The organism is Archangium lipolyticum (assembly GCF_024623785.1).
Taxonomy (GTDB): domain Bacteria; phylum Myxococcota; class Myxococcia; order Myxococcales; family Myxococcaceae; genus Archangium; species Archangium lipolyticum.
The window spans coordinates 61,918-86,604 of sequence record NZ_JANKBZ010000035.1 but is presented as its reverse complement, the minus strand read 5'-3'; the positions used below and the strand labels follow the sequence as shown (position 1 = coordinate 86,604).

Sequence of the window (24,687 nt, the reverse complement as noted above, 5' to 3'; positions counted from 1 at the left end):
CCGAGGGACGCATCCCGCGCGACGGTCCGGGGGCCATCCGGAACGCAGGACGGAAATCCCACCAGCGGGACGAAGCAGCCGTCAGTGCAGGAGCGGAGCGGGTGAGCGTCCCGGGCGGCGGGGGAGCTCCACCGTGAAGGCCGCGCCGGCCCCCAACGTGCTGCGCACGGCGACGGAGCCACCCAGCCTGTGGACGATCTCCCGGACGATCCACAACCCCAGACCGAAGCCGCCGTAGTTCTGCTCGGACACGGCCCGCTCGAAGCGCTCGAAGATGCGCTCCTGGTCCCCTGGCGCGATGCCAATCCCCTCGTCACTCACGGCGAGCCACACGGTGTCCGCGTCCGAGTGCACCTCCACCCGGATGGGCCGGCCCTTTCCGTATTTGATGGCGTTGGTGAGCAGATTGACGACCACCTGCTCCAGCCGCAGCCGGTTCCACAGCCCCACCGTGGGCGCGTCCACGCCGGCCAGCACCAGCATGCTGCCGGAGCGTGACAGGTCCTCGTGGAAGCGCGTCACCACGTCACGCACCACGTCGGCCAGGTCCACGCGCTCGAGCTGGAAGGACAGGTGCCCCTCCTTGATGCGGGAGAGATCCAACAGCTCGTCCACCAGGTGACCCAGCCGATCCACCTGCCGGGAGATCACCCTCACCTTGCTGCACACCTCTCCCAGCGCGAGCGACCGCGCCTGGAGGGCGCCACGCAGCAGGCTCTGCGCCTGCAGCCTCAGCGCCGTCAGGGGCGTGCGCAGCTCGTGCGAGGCGATGGAGAGGAACCTGTCCCTCATCTGGATGGCCTCGTGCGCCTCCTCGTACAGCCGGGCGTTCTCCACCGCCATCGCCATGCGGCGCGCCACGTCCCGGGCCAGGGCCAGCTCGGTCTCACCCAGGAGGCGCGAGGGGGAGCAGGTGAAGCCGACGGCACCCAGCACCCGGCCGTGGCTCGACAGCGGCAGCCGGAGGAAGGTGCCCTCGGGTCCGGTGACGCGCATGAGCCCGGCGACCGGCGCCCCGTCCCGGGACTCGGGCACGAGCAGGGCCTGCGCTTCGGGCAGCGAGCGGAGCCGTTCCTGCTCGTGGGCATCCTGGTGGACCACCGCCACCCTCCGCAGCCGGCCGTCCTTGTCGAGCAGCTCCACCATGCACCCCTCCGCCACCAGGGGCACCACCAGCCGCACGGCCCGGGCGAGCACGGATTGGAGCTCGAACCCCTCGGCGAGCACGGCGCTCAGCTCCGCCAGCAGGGCGAAGCGCGTGCGGGCGGCCTCCGACTCGGCATGAGCCGCCTCCGCCGCCCGCGCCTGGCGCTCCAGCGCGCGGCTGGCCCGCAGCTCTATCTCCGTCATCACCGACAAAGCCAGCTCCAAGAGGATGTGCAGATCGCCGTCCGTCCAGACACGCGGCCGGGTGTCGATGACACAGAAGGTGCCGATGACCTCCCCTTCCGAGGCCGTGAGGGGAACGCCGGCGTACGCCACGACGCCGAGCTGGTCGATGGCCAGGTTCTCCCGCAGCACGGGGTGCTGGCGCGCGTCCTCGATGAGGAGCGGCTCGCCCGTGGCCACCACGTGCATGCAGAAGGAATGGGTCAGGGGGGTCTGGCGGACATCACACCAGGGAGCAGGCAGGCCCACGCAGCTCTTGAAGAACTGCCGGTCCTCGGCCACCAGGGTGACGAGCCCCACCGGTGCGCCAATCACCCGCGTGGCCAGCCGGGCCAATCGATCGAATGCCTCCTCGGCGGGTGTGTCCAGCAGGGCGGTGCTCCGCAGGGCCGCCAGTCGGCGGTCGCGGAGGACGGCGCACTGGACCTCCCTCGGCACCGCATCCCGCTCGGCACCATGCTCCTGCCCTCCGGTATGAGCTGCGGAGTCGGACACAACCCCTCCTGAGGAGGGAACAGCATCGGCTCCGGAGCGATTGCGAGCAGAGGGAGAGCGGAGCGCCCGAGCCCCTCTCAACGCGCCCGAGACGAGCCCAGGTCCGGCTTCAGCGCCATCAACAACACCGGGCCGAGAAACGCATCCGCCAGAGTGCACGGCATGGCACGCAGGCCGTGCGGGGAAGGGAGCGGCGAGAACGGACTTGCAGGAGTCCTGGCCTTTCACTATCTCTGGGGCAGGTGCCGAGGGGCGCCTGCCCGAAAAAGACGACGTCACCCTCGTTTCTCCCCGCGGTCCGACATGTTTGTTCTCGATGAATTCCTTCCACGGCCCACACTCGGGTAAGGGCCGACAACGAGGGACTTTTCATGGGAACCGACTCCCGCGCGGCCGTCACGCCCCTCCCACTCCGCGAGTGCAAGATCCGGGCATCGATCCTGCTCAAGGATCTGCTCTCTTCCGACGCCCAGCGTTCCACCCGGGCCGCTGAGCGGCTGCGCGCCCTTCCTGCCTTCGCGGGTCAGACGCCAGGCGAGGTGCTCGCGAGCAGGGAGCAGGTCCGCCGCAAGCACGCGCTCGCCGTCATCGCCCGGGAGCAGGGCCACGCCTCCTGGGAGGAGTTGCGGAGCGCACGCGGCGAGGAGGAGGAGACCCCTCCCCAGGTCGACTTCGAGCGCTTCTTCATCCAGCACGCGAGCGTCTTCCTCAACCGCTGGTTCTCCACCTACCCGGAGGCACTCGCCTCGCTCCGGGCCATGGGCGGCTACCTCTTCCCCTACCGGCGGCAGTTCTTCATCTGCGAGGCCGACTTCCTGAAGGCCCGCGGCGTGGACACCACGGATCCCGACTGGGAGCGGATGGGACGCAACTGGGTGGAGCCGCTCGACCCGGACGCCCGCGCACGCCTCGAACAGAAGCTCATCGCGCTCGGCTACGAGAGCTGAAGCGCCTTTCCTCACCTCACGACACCAGGAGCACCCGTATGTCCTCTCCGAATGACCGCGCCGCGCGCGGCGGTCCGACTTCGCGCGCCGAGATGAAACGAGCCTACAAGGAGAAGCCGCCCCCGATGGGGGTGTACATCATCCGCAACCGCACCAACGGCAAGGTGCTGGTGGGCTCGGGCCTCAACCTTCCGGGAATGCTCAACCGCGTCCGCTTCGAGCTGGAGCTGGGCTCCTGCCCCAACCGCGAGCTACAGGAGGACTGGCGGCGCCACGGAGCCGACAGCTTCTCCTTCGAGCAGCTCGACATCCTCGAGCCGCCGGAGGAGCCGGGCGTGGATCTCAAGGAGGAGCTGCGGGTGCTGGAGGCGCTCTGGCTCGACCGGCTCCGGCCCTACGGCGAGGCCGGCTACAACATCCCCAAGGAATGAGGAGCCGTTCCGGCGCCGGCATCAGGGCTCACGGGAGCGGAGCGCGGGAGGCAGCTCGACGATCTGGAACCAGTGCTTGTCGAGCACCCTCACGACATCGACGAGCCCCTCGAAGGTCACCGGCTTGGTGATGAAGCAGTTGGCCCCCAGGTCGTAGCTGCGCAGGATGTCCTCCTCGGCCTTGGAGGTGGTCAGGACCACGACGGGGATCGCCTTGAGCACCGGGTCGGACTTGATCTCCCGCAGGGCCTCGCGGCCGTCCTTGCGGGGCATGTTCAGGTCCAGGAGGATCAACCCGGGCCGGGGGGAGTCCTTCGGGTCGGCATAGCGGCCACGGCGGTGCAGGTAGTCGAGCAGCTCCTCGCCGTCCTCGACGAACCGGAGCTCATTGACGAGCCTGCTCTCCTCCATCGCGGTGCGGGCGAAATCCCGGTCATCCGCGTCGTCATCCGCCATCAAGATGGTGACGGGCTTCTTCTGCTCCATGAGGTCCCTCACTGCGATCAGCTCGAGAGACATGCCAGGGACTCTCGAGGGTTGTCTACCAAGGCCCTGGCGGGTGCTTCGCCCTCTGCTCCGAGGGAGGGCGGCGCACCATGCGCCTGGCTCGGAAGCTCGCCCGCCGGAGTATGTTCCAGGACATGTGGAACCCGCAGAAGGAGCACGAGGCCATCTCGGCGTTGTTCGGGGGAAAGGGCACCGTGCGTGTCTGGAACCTGTACACCGGCGAGTTCACTCCACCGTTCACGGCCGTGCTCGCGTGTGAGCTGGAGCCCGGCGGCAGCGTGGGCCCACACGTCCAGCAGGAGGACGACGAGCTCGTGCTCGCGCTGGAAGGGCACGGTGCGGCGTACGTCGATGGGCAGCGTGTCGCACTCGAGCCCGGAAGCCTCGTCGGCCTGCCTGTCGGGAAGACCCTGGCGCTGGAGAATGCCTCCAACGAGGCCGTGCTGCGCTACCTCATCATCAAGGCGCGCTGAGCCTGGGCTAGAGTCCCCGCCATGAAGGCCCTGCTCGACCAATTGGATGCGCTGCCCCCCGGAGACGCCGTCTTCGATCTCGACAACACCCTGCTCGTCGGAGACATCGGCGAGGCCACCCTGCGGCGTCTGCTGCACCGGCTGCCCCCCCGCGCCGCCTCCATCCTCGGCACCACCGACCCCTGGGGTGCCTACGAGGCACTGGCGGCTCGCGACTGGTGCGGAGCGGGCGACGTGGCCGCCCAGGCCCTGGCCGGGCTGAGCCCCAGCGAGGTCGAGGCGCTCGCCACCGACGTGCTGGAGCGGGGTGAGGTGCGGCTCAACCCGCACACCGTCGAGCTGGCGCGGGCCCTCTCCCGGCGTCACCGGGTGTGGATCCTCACGGGCTCGGCCGAGTTGCTCGGGCGGGTGGCGGGAGCGCGCATGGGCATCGAGCGCGTGGTGGGCATGCGCCTGCGCGAGGTGGAGGGCCGGCTGAGCGATGAGCTGCTGCCGCCCTGCACCTGTGGCGAGGGCAAGGTCCTGGCCACCCGCCAGCTCATCACCGAGCGCCCCGTCTTCGCCATCGGCGACTCCCCGACGGACCTGCCCATCCTGCGGCTGGCCACGGTCGCGCGGACGCTCGGGAAGATCGCCGGCCGGGAGTTCCCCGCCCTGGAAACATGAGCAGGCAGGGGAGCGAGGAGGCAGGCGTACGATTCCTGAGGGCGCCCGGCCTCCCATGCCCATATATGTAGGCGCATGCTCCATGTGATTCCCCTGGGAGGACTGGGTGAGATTGGCCTGAACGCCATGGTCATCGCCTGCCGGGGGGAGATGCTCCTCATCGACTGCGGCTTGATGTTCCCCCCCATCGGCACGCTGGGCGTGGACATCGTCGTACCGGACTTCACCTACCTGCGGCAGAACGCCTCGCTGCTCAAGGGCATCGTCCTCACCCACGGCCACGAGGACCACGTCGGCGCCCTGCCCTTCCTGCTCAACGACGTGCCCGTGCCCGTGTACGGCACCCGCTTCACGCTCGGCATGGTGCGCAACCGGCTGGAGGAGCTGGGGGTGGAGGCGGACCTGCGCGAGATAGAGCCGCGCAACCCCTTCCCGGTGGGAGCCCACTTCACCGTCGAGGCCTGCCGTGTCACGCACACGGTGCCGGACGCGGTGGGCTACATCGTCCGTACCCCCGAGGGGCCCGTCATCCACACCGGCGACTTCAAGCTGGATCCGGACCCGATCGACGGCCTGCGCACGGACCTGGAGCGCTGGGGCGAGCTCGGTGACGAGGGCGTGCTCTGCCTGCTGTCCGACTCCACCAACTCCGAGCGCACGCACGAGACGGGCAGCGAGCGCGAGGTGGAGCAGACCTTCGATCGGCTCTTCCGCGATGTGCCGGGCCGCATCGTGGTGAGCATGTTCGCCTCCAACCTGCACCGCATCCACCACGTGTTGCAGCTGGCGCAGAAGCTGGAGCGCAAGGTCGTCACCATGGGCCGCAGCATGGCGCGCAACATCGAGATGGCGCGCCAGCTCGGCTTCCTCCCCGGCATCAACGACGCCCTCTTCGTCTCGCTGGACGCGGCGCCCTCGGTGCCCGCCGGGCGCCTGCTGGTGCTCGCCACCGGCTCCCAGGCCGAGCCGCGCGCCGGTCTCTCGCAGCTCGCCTCTGGAGACGGCGCCATGCGCCTGGAGCCCGGGGACCTGGTCGTCCTCAGCGCCCGCGCCATCCCCGGCAACGAGCGCGCCGTGTCCGGTCTCATCGACCAGCTGCTCTGGCGGGGTGCTCGCGTCATCTACCCGGACCTGGAGCCCGGCGTGCACGTCTCCGGCCACGCCAGCCAGCCCCAGCAGCGGCGCGTGCTGGACCTGGTGCGCCCCCGCAACTTCGTCCCCATTCACGGCGAGTTGCACCACCTGCACCGCCACCTGGCCACGGCGAAGGAGTCCGGGCTGGCCCCCGCCAACCTCCTGCTCGCCCAGGATGGGGATCTGCTCGTCTTCGAGGAGGGGCAGGGCCGCTTCGCGGGCAGTGTGCCCACCGGCCGCATCTACCGGGATCGCTTCGGTGGAGGTGTGGTAACTCCCGACATCATGCAGGATCGCACCCGGCTCGCCGAGACGGGTCTGATCGTGGCCGCCCTCGTCATCGACCGGGCGAGCCTGTCGGTGATGGCGGGGCCGCAGCTCACGGGCCAGGGCCTGAACCTGGACGAGCAGGTGCTGCTGCCCCGGGTGGCGGAGGACGCCCGGACCTTCTTCCTGGAGATGTCCCCGCAGCTCCGGGGGGATGACGCCCGGGCCCGGGAGGAGCTGGCACGCGCCGTGCGCCGGGCCTTCAAGCTGTATACATCCAAGCGGCCCGTCGTGGTGCCGATGGTCATCAAGGTGTGATAAGGGCGCGGACTGCCATGCCTTCCTTCGACGTCGTCTCCAAAATCGATATCGCCGAGCTCGACAACGCGGTCAATCAGGCCAAGAAGGAGATCTCCACCCGTTACGACTTCCAGGGCGTCAACGGGGACATCGTGCTCGCTCCGGACAAGACCTCCATCACGGTGAAGGCCAACAGCGAGGAGAAGGTCCAGGCCGCCAAGGAGGTCCTGCTCAGCAAGCTGGCCAAGCGCGGCATCTCGCTGCTGGCGCTGGAGTACGAGCCCATCGAGAAGACGGGCCTGTCCAACGTGAAGCAGCTCATCAAGCTGCAGCAGGGCATCCCGGTGGAGAAGTCCAAGGAGCTGGTGAAGCTCCTCAAGGACTCGAAGATGAAGGTCCAGGGCTCCATCCAGGGCGACCAGCTGCGCGTCACGGGCAAGAACAAGGATGACCTTCAGGCGGCCATCGCCCTGTTCCGCAAGGAGCAGGACCGGCTGCAGCTCGACATGCAGTTCACCAACTTCCGGGACTAGCCGTGCGCGCACTCGTCGCTTCCGCAGTGCTCGGGGCGCTCGCCCCGGTGGCCGCCTCCGCCCAGGAGCAGGCGCCGGCTCCGGAGCAGCAGCGTCCCACCAAGGCCGTGCCCTCGCTGCCCAAGGCCCCGAAGCTGGATGGGGACCTCAAGGACTTCCCCGGCACGCTCACCTTCAAGCCCCCCGCGTCCCTGGACGCGAGCGCCTCCTTCACGGCCCGCGCCGCGTGGCGCAAGGACATCCTCTACGTGGGGGTGGAGGCCACGGACGACCAGCTCCAGGCCGGGGACGTGCTCACCCTCACGCTCTTCTTCCCCGAGGCCGGTGCCACCGCCAGCGGCCACGTGTTCCGCTTCGCCTTCGATGGCAAGCGCGCCTCGCCGCCGGAGAGCGGCACCTCCGAGTTCGCCCAGAAGCTGGTGGACGCGGGGGTGAAGCGCAAGGACAACAACCTGGCGCTCGAGGTGGCCATCCCCGCCCGCGCCCTGCCGCGCATCCCCGCGGTGGAGCCGCTCGTGCTCGACCTGTGCCTCACCTATGAGGACGTGGACGGAGCGGGCGCGAAGCCCGCCCCCGTCACCAACTGCCAGGGCGGGAGCATGGTGGGGGACGCCCTCAAGCTGCCGGACGACTTCCGCAAGGGACTCAAGCTCAAGCCCCCGGAGGGCGTGGTGGCGCTCGAGGGGCAGCCGGACGGCTGGCTGGGCTATGGCGTGCTCCACTACCCGCTCTGGGTAGAGGCGGACGCGGCCCTGACGCCTGGCCTGCTCAAGGCCCTGGTGGCCCCGAATGCCGTCTCCGCGGAGAAGGTGGGCGTGAATGTGCCGGAGACGCTGTCTTTGCCGGATGGAAGGCCGCTGCTCGCGGTGTTGACGGGCGAGAATCCGTACACCACCGGTGGCAAGTGTGACGGGGACAAGGAGCTGCGCCTCGCCCTCTACCTCGTGAAGGGGAAGACGGCGCAGCGGGTGCTCGAATGGCCGGCCGCCACGTGTGCGCTGGGCCGAGCGACGAATGTGGTGCTCGATGAAGAGGGCGCGTTGAGCATCGGTTACTCGAACGGCCCGACCATCAACTTTGCTTGGAGTGGAGACCACTTCGAGCGGACCGAACTCGGAAAGCGGTAAGCGCTGTGCAGAATCCCCCCGATACGAAGAACCTCTACATGATGACCCTCGGCTGCCCGAAGAACCGGGTGGACTCCGAGGTGATGCTGGGCACCCTCAAGCAGCGGGGCTACGCCCTGGTGCAGGATCCCTCCGAGGCCCAGGTCATCGTCGTCAACACCTGTGCGTTCATCGGGCCCGCCAAGCAGGAGTCCGTGGACTCCATCCTGGAGATGGCCGAGTTCAAGAAGTCGGGGGCGTGCAGCACGCTCGTCGTCACCGGCTGTCTGTCGCAGCGCTACGGCGCCGAGCTGTCCAAGGAGATGCCCGAGGTGGATCACTTCCTCGGCACGGGCGCCTACGCGCAGATCGGCGACCTGCTCGCCGCCGAGGCCTCTCCGCGCCAGGTGATTCCGGATCCGGACTACATCCACGACGCGAAGACGCCGCGCGAGAACTCGATGCCGTCGTACACGGCATACCTGAAGATCTCCGAGGGCTGCGACAACGCGTGCGCCTTCTGCATCATCCCCACGCTGCGCGGTGGGCAGCGCTCGCGCACCATCGAGGACATCGTCGCGGAGGCGAAGCGCCTGGCCGAGCAGGGCGTGCAGGAGCTGAACCTGGTGGCGCAGGACCTGACGGCGTACGGGCACGACCTGCCGGGCAAGCCTAAGCTGCATGACCTGCTGCGCGAGCTGGTGAAGGTGGACGTGCGGTGGATCCGCCTGCACTACGCCTACCCGCGCGTGTTCACGGACGAGCTCATCGAGCTGATGGCGACGGAGAAGAAGATCGCCAAATACCTGGACATGCCGCTGCAGCACGCGAGCGACAAGCTGCTGCTGTCGATGAAGCGGGGCCGGGACTCGAAGTTCCTCAAGGAGCTGCTGGCGAAGCTGCGCGCCCGGGTGCCGGGGCTGGTGATGCGCACCTCGATGATCGTCGGCATGCCCGGCGAGACCGAGGAGGACTTCGAGATGCTCAAGGAGTTCGTGAAGGAGCAGCGCTTCGAGCGGCTCGGGGTGTTCCAGTACTCGGACGAGGAGGGCACGGCGGCGTACGACTACGCGAACAAGGTGCCCAAGCAGACCATCGAGCGCCGCTGGCGCGAGGTGATGGCCATCCAGAAGCGCATCAACCGCGAGCAGAACAAGAAGCTGGTGGGCAAGCGGATCGAAGTGCTGGTGGAGGGCCCGAGCGAGGAGTCCGAGCACCTGCTGGTGGGCCGCCACGAGGGCCAGGCGCCGGAGATCGACGGTCTGGTCTACATCAACGACGGTCTGGCCTACCCGGGCGAGTTCGTCACCCTGGAGGTGACGGAGGCGCACGACTACGACCTGGTGGGCAAGGTGGTCGAGCGGCCCAACCCGAAGGACCGCGTGCTCAAGCCGCGTGACTCATTCCCGATGGCCGTGGTGCCGTCGGCCCGGTAGTCGCGGATGGGAACCCGGGACGATTGATACCCTCACCCCGTCCCTCTCCCGAAGGGAGAGGGGATATGGGTCTACTTCGGGTCCTCGGGTTCCTGCTCGCGCTCCTTCTTCGTCGGTGGCTTCGGCGTATTGCTTCGACGGGGCACAGCCATCGCGTCACCCAGCGGCGTCGGCTGGCACTCACAGACCGTGCGCCCCGTGCTCGCCTGGTGCACGAAGATGCACGCGTTGGGGCACTCCTGCAGTTGCCCTTCCTCGAACAGCGCCAGCGTGTACCCGCGCACCGATTTCAGGGCGTCACTGCACTCGGGCATCGACTGCGCCAGCCTCGGCCACGGCACCAGGTGCTGCGTCGTCTCGCCCCGGCTCGTCGGCGCGAACGAGAACCCCACCTTGCAGTCCAGCGGCAGCGGCTTGCCGTCCTCACCCAGCGGCTCCAGGTGCACCCTCCCCCCCTCGGGCAGATCCCTGAACACCGCGCCCGTGACGGCCGTCCGCCCCTCCGCCCCTCGCCTCACGTGCAGCCCGAAGCAGGACTCCTCCCGGAGCTCCTCCGCGTTCTGGGCACCCGGTCTCGCGCAGCGCTGGCGGCCCTCGACGGCCTGCACGCGCGGCCGGCGCAACACCAGCGTGTCTCCCTGCACGTCCACCGTCGTGCGGAAGTGGCCCCAGACGTCCGGCCCGATACGGCCCAGCGTGGTCGGGTTCCTCCACCCCACCCCGGCCTCCATCACCAGCGGCTTCACCCCCACGTCCGAGGACAGCTCCACCGTGTCCACCACGTAGGCCCTCGGGGGCAGATTGGCCGTCGTCTCCAGCGGTTGGATTCCCTGCGCTTCCGCGGCCCCCAACGCGAGCCTCGAGAAGGGCTCGCGCGTGCCCAGCACGAAGGGTCCGGTGAGGGCCGCCTCCGCCTGCGACACCCGCGCGGCGATCAGCGGCCAGTCACCCACCGGGTCTCTCGTGAGCTCGAGCCGGTACACCTCCTCGGCCGGGTCCGTCCCGGGAGCCGCCGCCTGCGCCAGGTACTCCGCGCGCGGGCGCGACTTCTCGAAGGACACCTCCCGCCGCAGCGGATCCACCGTGAAGGCATACGCGGCCAACACGTCCGCCCCCAGCGTCACCGAGCAGGTGCGCTCGCCGGTGAGGCCCATGCCCCGAGGTCCCAGCGGAACGCTCCCCACGCGCAGGCCCGGCACGCGCACCAACGGCCAGTCCCGCAGGCCGCCAGGGCCGGCGTAGACGTCCGGCACGCGCGCGTTGCCCACGATGGGCGGCGGGGGCCTCTTCTCATCCCAGCAGCCCTCGGACACCGCCGAGAGCCCCCGGGATACGTCCAGCACCACCGGCACCGGACGTCCATTCAAGTGGCCCTCCACCACGAGCCGCAGGTGGGGCGAGGGCAGCAGCGGCAGCGTCTGGTCCACGAGGCTGCCCGGCCGCTCGGGCGCGGCGGGACCGGCGGCTCCCCGGTGACACCCGGCGAGCACCAGCAACAGGGCCCCGAGACGCGCGCTCCGCACTGGCTACTTCCGCTGCTGCGTCTTGGTGAAGTCGTCGATGCGCGTGCCCTCGGGCGGGTTGAGCTTGAAGGCGTCCGCCGCGACACCCACGTTCGTCTTCAGGTTCAGGAAGGCGATCGCGTTCTCGCTGCCGTCCGGATCCACCACCGTGCTCTTCAGCACCTGCGCCGTCTTCGGGTCCACCTCCAGGCGCACCTGGCGGAAGCGCGGCTCGGCCTTCAGCGGGTCCAGCACCAGCAGCGTGCCCTTGCAGTCCTTGCACTCGCCCTTGGTGATGGAGAACTCGTTCGCCAGATTCCCCTGGCCGAAGAGGAACGTCACCGACGCCGACAGCTGGGTCGTGTCGATGCGGCCCACGCTCAGCGTCTGCGCCTCCGGATCGAACGCGTACACCTTCTCGCCGGCCAGCACGAAGGTGCGCTTGGAGGGCTTCTCGTACTCCCAGCGCATCAACCCCGGCTTCTTGTAGATGACCTTGCCCGTCGAGGTCTGCGTGCGCCGCAGCGCCTTGTACTTGTAGTCCTGCTTGAAGTCGGACGAGAAGTCCTGCGTCTTCTCGTAGAAGGACTGCATCCGGTCCACCAGGTCCTTCACCTCCGGCGTCATCTTCTTCTCGGCGGCCTTCGGGGCCTCGGCCGGCTTCGGGGCCTCGGCGGCCTTGGGCGCCTCCGCCTTGGGGGCGGCCTGGGGAGCGGGCGCCTGCGCGGCGGGCGCCTGGGCAACCACCTGGTGGGAGACAGTGGCGGGCGCCGTGGCCATCACGGGCGCGGCCAGCAGGGTCACGAGCAGCTTCTCGAGGTACATGGCTTGAGCTCTCTCCAGGCGGGCACTCGGCCCGCGGTTCCAACTGTACCTACAGACGGGCCCCCCGGCCCCTGCATTCAAGGCCTGGGCGGGGGCTGCTTCTTGAAGATGCGCCGCCGCTGTTTCACGGCGAGCACATAGAAGCGGTCACGCAGTTCCTGGGCTTCCGCCTCGGTGAGGTCTCCCACGCGCCCGAGGTGCTCCTCGCGCCAGGAGATCGCCCGGGTAATGGAGGCCGACGCGGCGGCGGAGATGTTCAGGCTCTGGCTGAACCCGCGCATCGGAATCCAGAAGGTGCCGTCCGACTGCTCCAGCACCTCCTGGCTCACGCCCTCGCGCTCGTTGCCGAAGACGAGGGCGATCTTCGAGTCGAAGCGCAGCGAGTAGAGGCTGGTGGCGTCCTCGCGGATGGCCGAGGCGTACAGCGCGAAGCCGCGCGACTTGAGGTGCTCGCGGCACGAGGCGAAGTCCTTGTAGAGCTTCACGTCGAGCCACTTGTCGCAGCCCTGCGCCACCCGCGAGTTCGGCATGAAGGGCGCCTCGGGGTTCACGATGACGTGCACCTCCTGGAGGCCATTGGCCTCGCAGGTGCGCAGCACCGCCGCCATGTTGAAGCTGTCCTCCAGCCGATCCAGCACCACCGTGAAGGTGCGCGTGCGCTGGGAGATGACCTTGTCGATCTTCTCCTTGCGCACGTCGAGCAGGAGGGCCTCCGCTTCCACCGGGGCCTTCTCGAGCTTCTCGTAATGAGGACCGCCGCCCGCCATCGCGTCAGGACCTCCGGGCCCGCTTCGGCGCGGCCTTCTTCGCCGCCGCCTTGCGCGCCGGTGCCTTCTTCGCCGCCTTCGTGGCCACCTTCCGGGCCGCCGCCTTCTTCACGGGAGCCTTCTTCGCCACGGTCTTCTTCGCGGCCACGGCCTTCTTCGCCGGTGCCTTCTTCGCCAGCGCGGCCTTCTTCACGGGCGCCGCCTTCTTCGCTGCCACGGCCTTCTTCGCCGGTGCCTTCTTCACGGGCGCCGCCTTCTTCGTGGCCACGGCCTTCTTCGCGGGGGCCTCGGCCGGAGCCTTCTTCGCCGCGGCCTTCTTCACGGCGGGCTCGGCGGGCCGCGCGGCGGGAGCCTTCTTCTCCGCCCGGGGCTTCGGCGGCGGCTCCACGTGGAGCTTGTCCGTCTTGCCGGTGAAGAGCACCTCGGCCACCGCATCGAGCAGCGGCTGCATGCCCTGGCCCGTGGCGCACGAGACGGGGAACACGGCGATGCCCCGCTTGCGCATCTCCTCAGTCACCGTCCCGAGCCGCTCCTGCGCGTTCGGCAGATCCAGCTTGTTGGCCGCCACCACCTGCGGCTTGCGCGACAGCTCCTCGCTGTACTTGCTCAGCTCCGTGTTGAGGATGTCGAAGTCGTGCAGCGGATCACGCCCCTCGCCCTCGGCGCCCATGTCCAGCAGGTGGATGAGCACCTTGCAGCGCTCCACGTGCCGCAGGAACTGGAGCCCCAGCCCCACACCCTCGCTGGCGCCCTCGATGAGACCGGGGATGTCCGCCATCACGAAGGACAGGCCGTCCTTGTACTGGACCAGGCCCAGGTTGGGCACGAGCGTGGTGAACGGGTAGTCGGCGATCTTCGGCCGCGCCCGGCTCACGATGGAGATGAGCGTGCTCTTGCCCGCGTTGGGGTAGCCCAAGAGCCCCACGTCGGCCAGCAGCTTCAGCTCCAGCCGCAGGGTGCGCTCCTCGCCCTTGGTGCCGTCCTGGGCGAAGCGCGGCGTCTGCCGCGTGGACGTGGCGAAGTTCATGTTGCCCAGGCCGCCCCGGCCACCCTGGCACACCACCACGCGCTGATCGGCGTCGCTCAGATCCGCCAGCAGCTCGTCGGTGTCCGCGTCGCGGATGAGCGTGCCCACCGGCACCTTGAGGACCAGGTCTTCCGAGGAGCGGCCATTGCAGTCGCTGCCCATGCCCTGCTCGCCGTTCTTCGCCCGGTGGTGCTGCTGGTAGCGGTAGTCCAGCAACGTGGTGAGCTGGGGATCGGCCACGAAGATGACCGAGCCACCATCCCCCCCGTCTCCACCGCTCGGACCGCCGCGATCGACGTACTTCTCCCGGCGGAAGGCAACGGCCCCGTTGCCTCCGTCCCCGGCCTTCACGTGGATGCGGACTTCATCGACGAATTTCATCCCAGACCCCAGAAATGCGGAACGGGCCGCCTCCACGTCCACCGCCCGAAGGCGCTTGGACCGGGAGCGACCCGCTCACGAGGCAAACAGGGACCCGCTCTCGCGGGCCCCTTCAGACGACGACGCCTGGACTTAGGCGCTCGCCTGGGCCGGATAGACGGAGACCTTCTTGCGGTCCCGTCCCTGGCGCTCGTACTTCACCACTCCATCCACCGTGGCATAGAGGGTGTAGTCACGACCGAGCTTCACGTTGGAGCCCGGGTGGATGACCGTGCCGAGCTGCCGCACGAGGATGCTCCCCGCGCTGACGGTCTCGCCCGCGAACACCTTCACGCCGCGGTACTGCGGATTGGAATCGCGACCGTTGCGCGAAGAACCCTGTCCCTTTTTATGAGCCATGACACCGATCCCTGATGCTGCCGGCGCGCCACTCGACGCTCCGGGAAGTTGTGACCCGGACTAGCCGGAGATGGAGGTCACCTTGACCTCGGTGTAGGGCTGACGGTGGCCACGGCGGCGCGTCCAGCCCTCCTTCTCCTTGCGGAAGTGCAGCACCTTGCGGTGCTTGTCCTGGGCCAGGATCTTGCCCACGACCTTGGCGCCCGACACGGTCGGCTGCCCCACCTTCGGGCTGTCGGAACCGCCGAGCATCAGGACGTCGTTGAAGGTCACCTCGGTGCCCACGTTCCCCGAGACCTTCTCGATCCGGAGCACGTCGCCCTCGGCCACGCGGTACTGCTTCCCGCCCGTGCGAATGACTGCGTACATCGTAGAACCCCTGGTTTTTGTCCGGGTTGATTCAACCCGTGAAAGGCCGGAGTGCATTTCCTCGGACGGACCTGCCCGAGGATGCAAAGGGGGCCCGATCTACGGGAGAAGGCCAGGGGAGTCAAGGCAAGATGGTGGGTTGCCGCACACCCCGTGTACCCCACCACGCCCTGAACCCCCGCCTGCCCGACTGTGGACAGGACAGGTCCGCCTCCCGCCCGGCCGGCTGCCCGCCCGGTAGGATGCCCCTTTCCCCTCTTCTAACAAGGAGTTGGCCGCATGCGGAAGTCTGGATGGGTGCTCGCCCCCCTGGCCGCCGCGGTCTGGCTCGCCGGGTGCCGGAGCACCACCTGCGCGGATCTGGCCGCGGCCTACGCCGACGTGGATCAGAAGGCCCGGCCCTGCATGGAGCGAGCCCCCCTGCCCTCCCTGGACCCGAACCGGTGCGAGCAGAACCTCCACGCGTGCGCCGACGAGGACGTGACCACGCTCGAGAGCCAGGTCAGGTGCTACCAGAGGCTCGGCACCTGCCAGCCCGGACAGAAGGAAGCCTTCCTCCAGGACATCTCCCGGTGCGACAGCAGGGCCCTCAGCAACCCGTGCGAGGCGGCCATCTTCTAGGGCCGCCGGTTTACCCCGAGGCGGTTCACGTCACGCCCGGGTGACGGCTACAGTGTGCGCGCCATGTCGCGTCCCTCCCGTCGCATCCCGCTCGTCAACCTGTCCCACTACCGCTCCGGCAACCCCGAGGAGCGCGCTCGCTTCGTCCGGGTGTTCGGTGAGGCCCTCAAGGAGTTCGGCTTCGTCTCCGTGGAAGGACACGGCGTCGACGACGCGCTCATCCGCCGCACCTACGCGGACGTAGAGGCCTTCTTCCGCCTCCCGGAGAACGTGAAGCACCGCTACCACGTCCCCGAGTTCGGCGGGCAGCGCGGCTACACCCCCTTCGGCAAGGAGCACGCGAAGAACCGCACCGTGGGCGACCTCAAGGAGTTCTGGCACGTCGGCCGCGACCTCCCCGAGGGCCACCCGCGCCGCCCCGACGTCGCCGCCCACAACGTCTGGCCCGAGGAGGTCCCCTCCTTCCGCACCAACACGATCGAGCTCTACCGCGCGCTCGACGAGGCCGCGTCCGTGATGCTCCAGGCCATCGCCGAGTTCTTCGGTATCGACCGCAACACCTTCAGCGACATGGCCCAGGACGGCACCTCGGTGCTGCGCGTCATCCACTACCCGCCCCTCAAGGACAAGTTCATCCCCGGCGCTGTCCGCGCCGCCGAGCACGAGGACATCAACCTCATCACCCTCCTGTGCGAGGGCACCGCCTCGGGTCTCGAAATCCTCACCCGCGATGGCGAGTGGATTCCCGTGGACACGCTGCGCGGGCAGATCGTCGTGGACTCGGGTGACATGCTCAGCCGCATCACCAACAACGTCATCCCCTCCACCACCCACCGCGTCGTCAATCCGCCCTCGGCCGCCGAGGACAACACGCGCTACTCCATGCCCTTCTTCGTGCACCCCTATCCGGAGTGCGTGCTCGAGCCGCTGCCGGGCACCGTCACGCCCGAGAACCCCGGCCAGCCCCCCATCACCGCCGACGCCTTCCTCAAGCAGCGTCTGCGGGAGATCGGTCTCATCAAGTAGCTCGGCGCCCCGCTCGGGCTCATGGGCCACCTGCCAACCCTCCGCCAATGCTTGGTCCTCGGACGGTCCTTGGGCCTTCAACGAACCCGGCGAGCACCAGCTCCGACAACCTCCACCTCACCGTGCCGGTGCCTCGCAAGCTGTCCGCTCTGGCGGGGACGTGTCCACGCCTGCCCCGCGAGCAGGAACGACTTCGGGGCTGGTACGGTTAGTGAACCTGTGGCACTAGAATTCTTCGCATGGACGACAACGCGCGCCCCTCTCGCCGTCCGCGTCCGTGGGTGCTCCTGACAGGAGTGGTGCTCATCACCGGGGCCGTGCTCGCGGCGCTCGTCCTCGCCACGCGTGCCCCCCGAGCCCCCGAGCCCTCCAGCACGCCGGCCGGCTCCAGCGCTCCCGTGCTGCGCGGAGAGACGCTCCGGGTGCTGCTCATCGGAGACCCCTTCGCGCTGGCCATCCAGGAGGTCTCCGCCGAGCTGGAGCGGCGCACTGGCGCCAGGTTCGAGCTCGAGGTGGTCGGCTACGATGACGTGCGGCGGTTGACGTTGCGCAATGCCCAGGACAAGGTCAGCGCGTACGACATCATCTGCTTCGACGCGGTCTGGGCGGGCGAGTACGGGGAGCGCGACGTGCTGCTGCCTCTCGACGAGCTCATCTCCGGCTCGCGCGCCCTGGTGGAACCGGAGGACTTCCTGGACATCGCCTACGCCCAGGGCCGCGACCACGGGCGCCAGCTCGGTCTGCCCATCCAGACACACGCGGAGCTGCTCTGGTACCGCGAGGATCTGCTGGCCGCGGATGGCCTGAAGCCGCCCCAGACCACCGAGGAGCTGCTCGCGGTGGCGCGGCACTACCAGAAGCCGGGGGCCGGGCGGTACGGCATCCTCTGGAACGGTCAGCGGGGCCAGCCCTTCGGCCAGCAGATGGCCCACTTCTACGCCGCCTTCGGCCAGCCGCTGCTGGATGCCCAGGGCCGCCCCACGCTGAACACCCCCAAGGGCGTGGCCGCGGCCCGCTTCGCCCTGGAGCTGCTGAAGGTGTCCCCCCCCGACGTCGTCAACACGGCGTGGGACCAGCGCCCGCTCCGCATGGCCCAGGGCAGCGTGGCGATGACCTACGAGTGGGGCGCCCGCACATACCTCGTGGAGGAGGCGCCCTCCTCCCTCGCGGCGGGGAAGATCGGTTACTCGGCGCCGCCTCACGCTCCCGGCGAGGCGGCGGTGACACCCATCGGCACCTGGAGCCTCGGCATCCCCGCCAACATCGGCCCACGGCGCGAGCTGGCATGGCATGCGCTGGCCTGGCTCACCTCGCGCGAGACGCAGGGGTTGCTGGCGCGGCACGGCAGCGGCGGCATGCCGCGCAAGAGCCTGCTGCGCGACCCCGAGCTCGTCCGCCGCTACCCGGTGTTCACCGTCATGGACCAGCTCGGCCAGGCCGGCCAGCTCCAGGATTGGATGCGCCCCGCGGTGCCGCAGTGGCCCCAGCTCGCCGAGATTCTCGGCACCACCTACCACGACATGCTCCTGGGCCGGCTGACACCCGAACAGGCCGCCGCCCAGGCCCAACAGCAGGCGGAAGCCTTGTTCCCGCCCCATGCCGTGGAACCTTGAGATGGCCGAGGGACCTCCTCCACCCGGGGCCGGGAAACGCCTCTCGCTGCTGCGCTCACCGCTCTACCTGAAGATGGTGGCGCGCGTGGCCCTGGTGCTGCTCATCCCAGCGGCCATCACCTCCATCTACAACATCCAGCGCTCCTCTTCGGCACGCATCGAGACCAGCAAGCCGCAACTGCTGCAGACCACCGAGGCCAGGGCCACCGCCGTCGAGGCCACCCTCCTGCGCTCCATCAACAACGTGCTCCTGCTCGGCCAGGCTCCGCCGCTCCAGCGCTACGCCAATGCCCTCGCCACCACCCCGGCCCCGCCCTCCCGCGACGTGGTGGACTTCTTCCATGGATTCATCCGCCGCTCCGGCGGACTCTTCGATGGCATCAGCGTGCTCGACCGCACCGGACAGGAACAGCTGACCGTCTCCATCGACGGCCGGAGCAGACGGACCGCGTCCGGGGACCCACGGCGCTCACTCGCGAACGAGGCGCTCGTCTCCGGAGCCATGAGCCTCACCAGCATCTCCAGCCAGATGGCCCCCGTCTTCGTGAGCCCGATCGAGCTGGCCACCACACCGGACGGGCACCCCGTGTCCCCACCCCGGCCCTCCATCCGCTACGCCTCGCCCCTCTTCGCGCTCGACGGCACCGCCGTCGGCGTGCTGGTGGTCTCCGCTCCTCTCGCGCCCCTCCTCCAGCCACTCACCCACGACGCATCCGCCGATCTCGTGTACCTGGTCGATGCCTCCGGCGACTACCTCGCGGGCCCCGATCCGCAACGGCTCCACGGCGGCCTGCGGGGCACCGGCATCACCCTGCGCACCGAGCGCCCGGAGGACGCCGGGGAGATCCTCGGCCGGCCGAGAGGCACGCTGCTCGACACCACCAATCGGCCCGGCTTCCTCCAGGCCTTCGCGCGCATCCGCCTCGCGGGCCAGAGCACCATCCAGTGGACCGTGCTCACCGAGCGGCCGCTCTCCTCCATCCTCGCCAGCGAGCGGGCTATCGGACTCGTCATCCTCGCCACCACCCTGGGCTCGCTGCTGCTGGCGCTGCTGGTGACGCTGCTCTTCGCCCGCGACATCGTCGTCCCCATCCACCAGCTCGCCGTGGCCACGGGCGCCATCAGCCAGGGCAGGTGGGAGACGCCGCTGCCCTCGCTCAACCGCCACGACGAGCTGGGCACGCTCACCGAAGCCTTCGCGAGGATGGGCCGGCAGCTCCAGTCCGCCTGGCGCGACCTGCAGCAGCACGTGGAGGGACTTCAGCACTCCGAGGCCGAGCTGCGCTCCAGCCGCAACCTGTTGCAGGCACTGATCGACCACAGCACCGCCGTCATCTACGTGAAGTCGGTCAAGGGTCCCTACCTGTTCGTCAACCGGCAGTTCGCGGTCATGACGAGGCACGAGCCGGAGGAGATGATCGGCAAGACGGATGACGAGCTCTGGGAGCCCCAGTGGGCCAGAGGACGCAAGGCGGAGGACCAGCAGGCGCTGGACGCGGGCGGCCCGGTGACGGTCGAGCAGGAGGTTCCCCTGGAAGAAGGAACCCAGACCTACCTGGTCGTCCGCTTCCCGCTGCTCGACGCCAACGGCGAGGCCTACGCGGTGGCCGGCATCGCCACCGACATCACGGCCCGCAAGCGCGCGGAGGAGGTGCTGCGCCGCGCCCATGACGAGCTCGAGCAGCGGGTGCAGGAGCGCACCCGGGAGCTGCGCGAGGCCCACCACCAGCTCATGGAGGCCGCGCGCGTGGCCGGACGCGAGGAGATCGCCACCACCGTGCTGCACAACGTGGGCAACGTCATCAGCAGCGTCAAGGTCTCCGCCTCCATCATGGAAGGCAGGCTCCGCCAGTCGCGCATCCAGCCCCTCACCCGGGCCATGGGCCTGCTACGGGAGCACCAGGAAGACCTCGCCCGCTACCTCACCGAGGATCCGAAAGGAATGCTCCTCCCGCGGTACCTCACCGCGGCCACCGAGGCGCTCGTCGAGGAGAACACGAACCTCCTCAAGGAGATGGAGGGGCTGCAGAGCAACCTCGACCACGTCACCAACATCATCGCCGTGCAGCAGTCGCTCGCCTCCCGGACGATACAGATCCTCGAGGACGTCGACGTGTGCGCCACCGCCGATGACGCCCTGCGCATCCAGCTACGCCAGTCGCTCGACATCGAGGTGCTGCGCGACTACACCGAGCTGCCGAAGCTCCACACGGACCGGCACAAGCTGCTGCAGATCCTCGTCAATCTGATCAGCAACGCCAAGCACGCCTTGATGGCCTCCCAGGCGTCCCGGCGCCGCCTGGAGGTGCACATCCGCGACATCGGCGAGTACGTGCAGATCCAGGTGAGTGACAACGGCATCGGCATCCCGGCGGAGAACATGCTGCGCATCTTCCAGTACGGCTTCACCGCCAAGAAGGACGGCCACGGCTTCGGGCTGCACAGCTGCGCGTTGCACGCCCGGTCCATGGGAGGCTGCCTGCGCGCGCACAGCGACGGGCCCGGCCAGGGCGCGACGTTCACCCTGGAGCTCCCGTGGCATCCGGAGAGCACCGCCAGGCAGGGCAAGGGATAGAAGGAGCGCATCGGACCATGTCATCCCCCGCCCTCTCCCACGGCCGCGTCCTGCTCCTGCTCGTCGGGCTCACCGCGATGCCCGCCCTGGCCCAGGCCGAAGAGCCCCGCCCGCTCATGCACCCGGGAAACCTCGACCTCCGCCTCGAAGGAGCCGCCTCGCTCCTCCCGCTCTCCGTGGAGGCCGGCGCCGCCGTGGACCTCGGGGTCATCCGGGTGGGCCCCGGCACGCTGTCGCTCGGCGCGGAATTCGACGTCAACCAGTGCGCGCTGGCCTGCTGGGTGCCGAACCTGTTCTCCGAGCGCGATGTCTCACGCCGTGACTTCACCGGCTTCGGCCGGCTGAGCTACCACTTCACCCTGGCCGACCGGAACTACCAGAAGGCGGACCTCTACGGCGTCCTGCTCGGGGGCGTGATGGAGACGCGCACCACCCTCACCGCTCCGGACTACCGCTACGAGGGCCGAGGCCGTGCCCCCGCCTTCGGCCTCGGCCTGGGCGGCAACTACTTCCCCTCGTCCTCGTCCCGCTTCTTCGTGGGAGGTGAGGCCCGCGTGCGCTTCTCCACCGGAGACTACGCGCTCACCCTCACCCGAGGCGATTACGCGTTCACCCCGGAGGACCGCCGTTGGACGCGGCTGGGGCTGAGCACCGCGTTCTTCCTCGGAGTCCGTCTGTTCTGAGGACGGCTCAGGCCAGGGGCAGCGTGAAGATGAACGTCGTGCCCTTGCCCAGGGTGCTCTCGACACGAATCTTCCCGCCGTGCGCCTCGACGATGCCCTTGACGATCGCCAGGCCCAGGCCCGCGCCCATGTGACGCGTGTGGCGCGCCTGCCAGAAGCGATCGAAGACGTGCGGGAGGGCGTCGGGCTCGATGCCCGTGCCCGTGTCCGACACGGAGAAGCGCACCCACTTGCCGTCCAGCTCCGCCCCCAGGTGGATGGAGCCTCTCGAGGGCGTGAACTTGATGGCGTTGCCCACCAGGTTCTGGAGCACCTGGAGCACCCGCGCCCGATCGGCGCGCACGGGCGGCAGGGTGGGGTCATAGACCGCCTCGAGCCGGAGGGCCTTGGCTCCGGCGAGCGGCTCGAGCGTCTCGAGCGCCTGCGAGAACAACCGGGACACCTCGAGCCGCTCGGGATCCAACGACAGGCGCCCGGCCTCCATGCGGGCCACCGCCAGCAGATCCTCGATGAGCCGGTTCATGTCGTTCACGGACTGGCGGATCCGCTTCAGCGAGTCGCGGGCCCGGTCTCCCTCGTGCGTCTGGGGAATCTGGTACAGCTCGATGGTGCTGCTGAGCAGCGAGATGGCGCTCAGGGGCGAGCGCAGATCATGCGAGACGATGCCGAGCGTCTCGTCCCTTACGGCGATGGCCTGCTGCGCCGTGTGGTACAGGCGCGCGTTCTCGAGGGCCAGGGTGGCGCGGCGCGCGAGCTCCCGGACCAGGGTGTACTCCTCGACGCCGAAGCGCCGCGCCGGGCAGTTGAGCACCAGCGCGAGCACCCCCAGCGCCCGCTCCGGGGTGCGCAGGGGAACGGCCAGGATGGGCGCATCGGCGAGCACCACCGGCTCACCCGTCCGGACCGCCTGCTCCAGGGCATTCCCCATGGGGCTCTCGAAGCCGGAAGGCCGGGTGAGCACCCCCCGGAGGGAGCGCTCCAACTCCGGATCGACCGCCGACACTGCGGAGGCCTGGCCCGCTGACTGCCCACCATCGGCGGTGAGGATGCAGCCGTCCGCGAGCCCTGGCACCACGAGCTTCACCACGGCCCGCAGGGTGTCCTGGAAGTCGAGCGAGTGCGCCAGCGTGGCTCCCACCTCGGCGAGGAAGCGCTGCCGCTCCTCGGCGCGCCGCTGCTCGGTGATGTCCCGCAGCACGGCCGTGAACACCTGCTCGTTGCCGAGCTCGATCCGGGTGATGGAGACCTCCGCCGGAAACACCTCGCCCCCCTTGCGCCGGCCTTCCACGCACAGGCGCGCGCCCATGCGGCGGGAGGCCACCTCGGCCGAGGCCGCGAAGTCCCGCATGTGCTGGTCATGCACCTCGCGCCGCGTCTCGGGCAGCAGCAGCGACAGCGGCTGGCCCAGCACCTCCTCGGGCGTGTACCCGAAGGTGGAGCGGGCTCCCTCGTTGAAGATGCGGATGCGCTGCTGCCCATCCACGGCGATGATCGCATCCGCCGCGAGCGAGACGATGCCCCGCAGCTTCTCCTCGGAGGAGCGCAGCGCCTCCTGGGACACACGCTGCTCGGTGATGTCGCGGAAGTAGGCGGAGATGCCCTCCGGAGAAGGATAGGCGACGATCCGGAACCACTGGTCCGACGTGGTGGAGGGCAGCTCGGCCTCGAGCGGCCGCTGCTCGTTCACGCACTGGTGGAGCAGCGCATGGAGCCGCGAGCCCACCGCGCCGGGGAAGACGTGCCACATGCTCTGACCGAGCAGTTCCTCCCGCTTCCGGCGGAACCAGGTCTCCGCGTTCCGGTTCACGTAGGTGAAGCGCCACTCCCGGTCGTACGCGACGAAACCATCGGAGATGCGCTCGAACACCGCATGCAGGTGCTCGCGGGCCGCTTCGGCCTGCGCGCGCGCGGCCTCCTCGCGGGCGAGGCGGCGCGTGGCTTCCTCGCCCACCTTGCGCGCCGTGATGTCCTCGTGGGCCACCAGCACCCGCAGGGGGCCCTGCCCCACGAAGCGGGTGACCCGCATCAGGAAGCAGCGCCGCGAGGGAGTGTCCGGGCAGTCGTACTCGAGCTCGAAGCACTCCCGGCGCCCGGCGAGGAGGTCGCGGAGGCCCTGGGCGGCGGCGCGCGCGTCCTCCAGTCCCTCCCGGGCAGCCGCGTCGGTCACGGCCAGGTAGTCGGTTCCCACGCCGCACGGACCCACGGGGCGGACGAGGCCATTGCCGGACCCGGAACGCCGCCACGCGTCGTTGACGGCGAGGATGACGCCCTTCTCGTCGAGCACCGCGAGCTGAGCCGGCAGGGAGTCCAACACCGAGCGCAGGAACAGCTCCGACTCGCGCAACACCTGCTCGGCCCGCTTGTGCTCCCTGATGTCACGGAAGAAGACGGCGAGCCCCTCCACCGAGGGGTGGACCCGCATCTCGAACCACGTGTCCAACGGTGGGTAGTACGCCTCGAAGCGGAGGGTGACCTGCTCGCGCAGGGCGCGGTGGTACGGGTGGTGGAAGGCCTCCGCGTCGTGGAGTAACGACCAGATGTTTCCGCCGAGCAGCTCCGCCCGCGAGCGCCGCAGCAGCCGCTCCGCCTCCGGGTTGAGGAAGGTGAAGCGCCAGTCCCGGTCGAGCGCGAAGTAGCCCTCCGAGATTCGCTCCAGCGTGCTCACCGCCCGGGTGCGCTCGCGCTCCAGCTCCAGCGTGGCCGCCTCCAGGCGGGCCGTCCTCTCACGCACGAGCTTCTCCAGCTCCGTGGGGAGCCGCTGGAGCTGCTCCTGCTCCTGCTGCCGCGCGGTGACGTCGCGGGCAACGAGGAAGGCACCCGTGAGCGTTCCCGCCGCGTCCCGCAGGGGACGGAAGTCGAGCTCGTAGACATTCCGGCGGCGTTGCGCGTCTCCGAGGGCTGCGATGGTGGAGTACTGCGTTCCCTGGAACGCCCGCTGCCACAACTCCACCAGGGTGGCCCGTTCACTCGGCAGGTGGGCCAGGGCGTCCCGCGGGTCCATCCCCAGCTCGATCGGGACGCCGAAGTTCCTGAGGAACCCTTCCCGGTAGGCTTGGTTGAAGGCGGTGAAGCGGAAGGACGTGTCCAGCGCCGCGATGAGCGCCTCGCCGCTCTCGACGATGTGCCGCAGGATGCCCTCGGCGGCCACGCCCGAGAAGGAATCGGAACGGGGCTGCTCTTGATGAGTTGGAGAGAACGCCTGTGTCGACCACAGG

At 69.4% G+C, this 24,687-nt stretch carries 22 protein-coding genes; 13 read left to right on the top strand and 9 right to left on the bottom strand.

Annotated elements, in window-relative coordinates:
* Positions 1 to 81: 81 nt before the first annotated feature.
* Positions 82 to 1,884: a sensor histidine kinase gene (locus NR810_RS43600; protein ID WP_257461406.1), complete on the bottom strand. Its 1,803-nt coding sequence runs from the start codon at positions 1,882 to 1,884 to the stop codon at positions 82 to 84.
* A 371-nt stretch (positions 1,885 to 2,255) separates the two neighbouring features.
* Between NR810_RS43600 and NR810_RS43595 the strand changes: the two genes are divergently transcribed.
* Together NR810_RS43595 and NR810_RS43590 are read left to right on the top strand one after the other, a co-directional pair.
* Positions 2,256 to 2,831: a hypothetical protein gene (locus tag NR810_RS43595; RefSeq protein WP_257461405.1), complete on the top strand. Its 576-nt coding sequence runs from the start codon at positions 2,256 to 2,258 to the stop codon at positions 2,829 to 2,831.
* 38 nt (positions 2,832 to 2,869) lie between these two features.
* Positions 2,870 to 3,262, top strand: a complete 393-nt coding sequence (locus NR810_RS43590; protein WP_257461404.1) for a GIY-YIG nuclease family protein — start codon at positions 2,870 to 2,872, stop codon at positions 3,260 to 3,262.
* 21 nt (positions 3,263 to 3,283) lie between these two features.
* Here NR810_RS43590 and NR810_RS43585 read toward each other — a convergent pair whose 3' ends face one another.
* Positions 3,284 to 3,781 (bottom strand): response regulator, encoded by a 498-nt coding sequence (locus NR810_RS43585; protein WP_257461403.1) that lies wholly within the window; start codon positions 3,779 to 3,781, stop codon positions 3,284 to 3,286.
* A 77-nt stretch (positions 3,782 to 3,858) separates the two neighbouring features.
* On the opposite strand from NR810_RS43585, the gene NR810_RS43580 reads away from it, so the two are divergent.
* From NR810_RS43580 to rimO, 6 genes are all read left to right on the top strand, one after another.
* The gene (locus NR810_RS43580; RefSeq protein WP_257461402.1) at positions 3,859 to 4,242 is read left to right on the top strand and encodes a cupin domain-containing protein; all 384 of its coding nucleotides are present in this window, start codon (positions 3,859 to 3,861) and stop codon (positions 4,240 to 4,242) included.
* A gap of 21 nt (positions 4,243 to 4,263) precedes the next feature.
* Complete coding sequence (locus NR810_RS43575; protein ID WP_257461401.1) at positions 4,264 to 4,908, top strand: HAD family hydrolase; 645 nt, start codon at positions 4,264 to 4,266, stop codon at positions 4,906 to 4,908.
* A gap of 75 nt (positions 4,909 to 4,983) precedes the next feature.
* A complete protein-coding gene (locus NR810_RS43570) occupies positions 4,984 to 6,627 on the top strand; it encodes a ribonuclease J (RefSeq protein ID WP_257461400.1) in 1,644 nt (547 codons plus the stop codon).
* 17 nt (positions 6,628 to 6,644) lie between these two features.
* Positions 6,645 to 7,142, top strand: coding sequence for a YajQ family cyclic di-GMP-binding protein (locus tag NR810_RS43565; RefSeq protein ID WP_257461399.1), 498 nt, complete (start codon positions 6,645 to 6,647; stop codon positions 7,140 to 7,142).
* A gap of 2 nt (positions 7,143 to 7,144) precedes the next feature.
* Entirely contained in the window at positions 7,145 to 8,269 is a 1,125-nt protein-coding gene (locus tag NR810_RS43560; protein WP_306819010.1) for a DOMON domain-containing protein, read from the top strand.
* Positions 8,270 to 8,310: 41 nt separating this feature from the next.
* Positions 8,311 to 9,684 (top strand): 30S ribosomal protein S12 methylthiotransferase RimO, encoded by a 1,374-nt coding sequence (rimO, locus tag NR810_RS43555; protein ID WP_257461448.1) that lies wholly within the window; start codon positions 8,311 to 8,313, stop codon positions 9,682 to 9,684.
* A 71-nt stretch (positions 9,685 to 9,755) separates the two neighbouring features.
* On the opposite strand, the gene NR810_RS43550 is transcribed toward rimO, so the two are convergent.
* The 6 genes from NR810_RS43550 to rplU form a co-directional block, all read right to left on the bottom strand.
* Positions 9,756 to 11,207, bottom strand: a complete 1,452-nt coding sequence (locus tag NR810_RS43550; RefSeq protein WP_257461398.1) for a hypothetical protein — start codon at positions 11,205 to 11,207, stop codon at positions 9,756 to 9,758.
* Between the two features lie 3 nt (positions 11,208 to 11,210).
* Positions 11,211 to 12,011 (bottom strand): LolA family protein, encoded by an 801-nt coding sequence (locus NR810_RS43545; RefSeq protein ID WP_257461396.1) that lies wholly within the window; start codon positions 12,009 to 12,011, stop codon positions 11,211 to 11,213.
* Positions 12,012 to 12,088: 77 nt separating this feature from the next.
* Positions 12,089 to 12,778, bottom strand: a complete 690-nt coding sequence (locus NR810_RS43540; RefSeq protein WP_257461395.1) for a TrmH family RNA methyltransferase — start codon at positions 12,776 to 12,778, stop codon at positions 12,089 to 12,091.
* A 4-nt stretch (positions 12,779 to 12,782) separates the two neighbouring features.
* The gene (obgE, locus tag NR810_RS43535) at positions 12,783 to 14,186 is read right to left on the bottom strand and encodes a GTPase ObgE (protein WP_257461394.1); all 1,404 of its coding nucleotides are present in this window, start codon (positions 14,184 to 14,186) and stop codon (positions 12,783 to 12,785) included.
* A gap of 132 nt (positions 14,187 to 14,318) precedes the next feature.
* Complete coding sequence (rpmA, locus tag NR810_RS43530) at positions 14,319 to 14,585, bottom strand: 50S ribosomal protein L27 (protein ID WP_204221288.1); 267 nt, start codon at positions 14,583 to 14,585, stop codon at positions 14,319 to 14,321.
* A 60-nt stretch (positions 14,586 to 14,645) separates the two neighbouring features.
* A complete protein-coding gene (rplU, locus tag NR810_RS43525) occupies positions 14,646 to 14,954 on the bottom strand; it encodes a 50S ribosomal protein L21 (protein WP_204221289.1) in 309 nt (102 codons plus the stop codon).
* 279 nt (positions 14,955 to 15,233) lie between these two features.
* On the opposite strand from rplU, the gene NR810_RS43520 reads away from it, so the two are divergent.
* From NR810_RS43520 to NR810_RS52395, 5 genes are all read left to right on the top strand, one after another.
* Positions 15,234 to 15,575: a hypothetical protein gene (locus tag NR810_RS43520; protein ID WP_257461393.1), complete on the top strand. Its 342-nt coding sequence runs from the start codon at positions 15,234 to 15,236 to the stop codon at positions 15,573 to 15,575.
* Between the two features lie 63 nt (positions 15,576 to 15,638).
* Positions 15,639 to 16,601 (top strand): isopenicillin N synthase family dioxygenase, encoded by a 963-nt coding sequence (locus NR810_RS43515; protein ID WP_257461392.1) that lies wholly within the window; start codon positions 15,639 to 15,641, stop codon positions 16,599 to 16,601.
* Positions 16,602 to 16,840: 239 nt separating this feature from the next.
* Complete coding sequence (locus NR810_RS43510; protein ID WP_257461391.1) at positions 16,841 to 18,214, top strand: ABC transporter substrate-binding protein; 1,374 nt, start codon at positions 16,841 to 16,843, stop codon at positions 18,212 to 18,214.
* Positions 18,198 to 20,789 (top strand): ATP-binding protein, encoded by a 2,592-nt coding sequence (locus tag NR810_RS43505; protein WP_257461390.1) that lies wholly within the window; start codon positions 18,198 to 18,200, stop codon positions 20,787 to 20,789. Before NR810_RS43510 ends, NR810_RS43505 begins: the two co-directional genes overlap by 17 nt.
* A gap of 17 nt (positions 20,790 to 20,806) precedes the next feature.
* On the top strand, positions 20,807 to 21,472 hold the full coding sequence (locus NR810_RS52395; protein ID WP_306819009.1) for a hypothetical protein: 666 nt from the start codon (positions 20,807 to 20,809) through the stop codon (positions 21,470 to 21,472).
* A gap of 7 nt (positions 21,473 to 21,479) precedes the next feature.
* On the opposite strand, the gene NR810_RS43495 is transcribed toward NR810_RS52395, so the two are convergent.
* Positions 21,480 to 24,620 (bottom strand): PAS domain S-box protein, encoded by a 3,141-nt coding sequence (locus NR810_RS43495; RefSeq protein WP_257461388.1) that lies wholly within the window; start codon positions 24,618 to 24,620, stop codon positions 21,480 to 21,482.
* Positions 24,621 to 24,687: the final 67 nt, after the last annotated feature.

Coding starts and splice junctions, on each gene's coding strand:
- NR810_RS43595 (WP_257461405.1), top strand. CDS start 2,256: ATGGGAACCGACTCCCGCGCGGCCGTCACGCCCCTCCCACTCCGCGAG.
- NR810_RS43590 (WP_257461404.1), top strand. CDS start 2,870: ATGTCCTCTCCGAATGACCGCGCCGCGCGCGGCGGTCCGACTTCGCGC.
- NR810_RS43585 (WP_257461403.1), bottom strand. CDS start 3,781: ATGTCTCTCGAGCTGATCGCAGTGAGGGACCTCATGGAGCAGAAGAAG.
- NR810_RS43580 (WP_257461402.1), top strand. CDS start 3,859: ATGCGCCTGGCTCGGAAGCTCGCCCGCCGGAGTATGTTCCAGGACATG.
- NR810_RS43575 (WP_257461401.1), top strand. CDS start 4,264: ATGAAGGCCCTGCTCGACCAATTGGATGCGCTGCCCCCCGGAGACGCC.
- NR810_RS43570 (WP_257461400.1), top strand. CDS start 4,984: ATGCTCCATGTGATTCCCCTGGGAGGACTGGGTGAGATTGGCCTGAAC.
- NR810_RS43565 (WP_257461399.1), top strand. CDS start 6,645: ATGCCTTCCTTCGACGTCGTCTCCAAAATCGATATCGCCGAGCTCGAC.
- rimO (WP_257461448.1), top strand. CDS start 8,311: ATGACCCTCGGCTGCCCGAAGAACCGGGTGGACTCCGAGGTGATGCTG.
- NR810_RS43545 (WP_257461396.1), bottom strand. CDS start 12,011: ATGTACCTCGAGAAGCTGCTCGTGACCCTGCTGGCCGCGCCCGTGATG.
- NR810_RS43540 (WP_257461395.1), bottom strand. CDS start 12,778: ATGGCGGGCGGCGGTCCTCATTACGAGAAGCTCGAGAAGGCCCCGGTG.
- obgE (WP_257461394.1), bottom strand. CDS start 14,186: ATGAAATTCGTCGATGAAGTCCGCATCCACGTGAAGGCCGGGGACGGA.
- rpmA (WP_204221288.1), bottom strand. CDS start 14,585: ATGGCTCATAAAAAGGGACAGGGTTCTTCGCGCAACGGTCGCGATTCC.
- rplU (WP_204221289.1), bottom strand. CDS start 14,954: ATGTACGCAGTCATTCGCACGGGCGGGAAGCAGTACCGCGTGGCCGAG.
- NR810_RS43520 (WP_257461393.1), top strand. CDS start 15,234: ATGCGGAAGTCTGGATGGGTGCTCGCCCCCCTGGCCGCCGCGGTCTGG.
- NR810_RS43515 (WP_257461392.1), top strand. CDS start 15,639: ATGTCGCGTCCCTCCCGTCGCATCCCGCTCGTCAACCTGTCCCACTAC.
- NR810_RS43510 (WP_257461391.1), top strand. CDS start 16,841: ATGGACGACAACGCGCGCCCCTCTCGCCGTCCGCGTCCGTGGGTGCTC.
- NR810_RS43505 (WP_257461390.1), top strand. CDS start 18,198: ATGCCGTGGAACCTTGAGATGGCCGAGGGACCTCCTCCACCCGGGGCC.
- NR810_RS52395 (WP_306819009.1), top strand. CDS start 20,807: ATGTCATCCCCCGCCCTCTCCCACGGCCGCGTCCTGCTCCTGCTCGTC.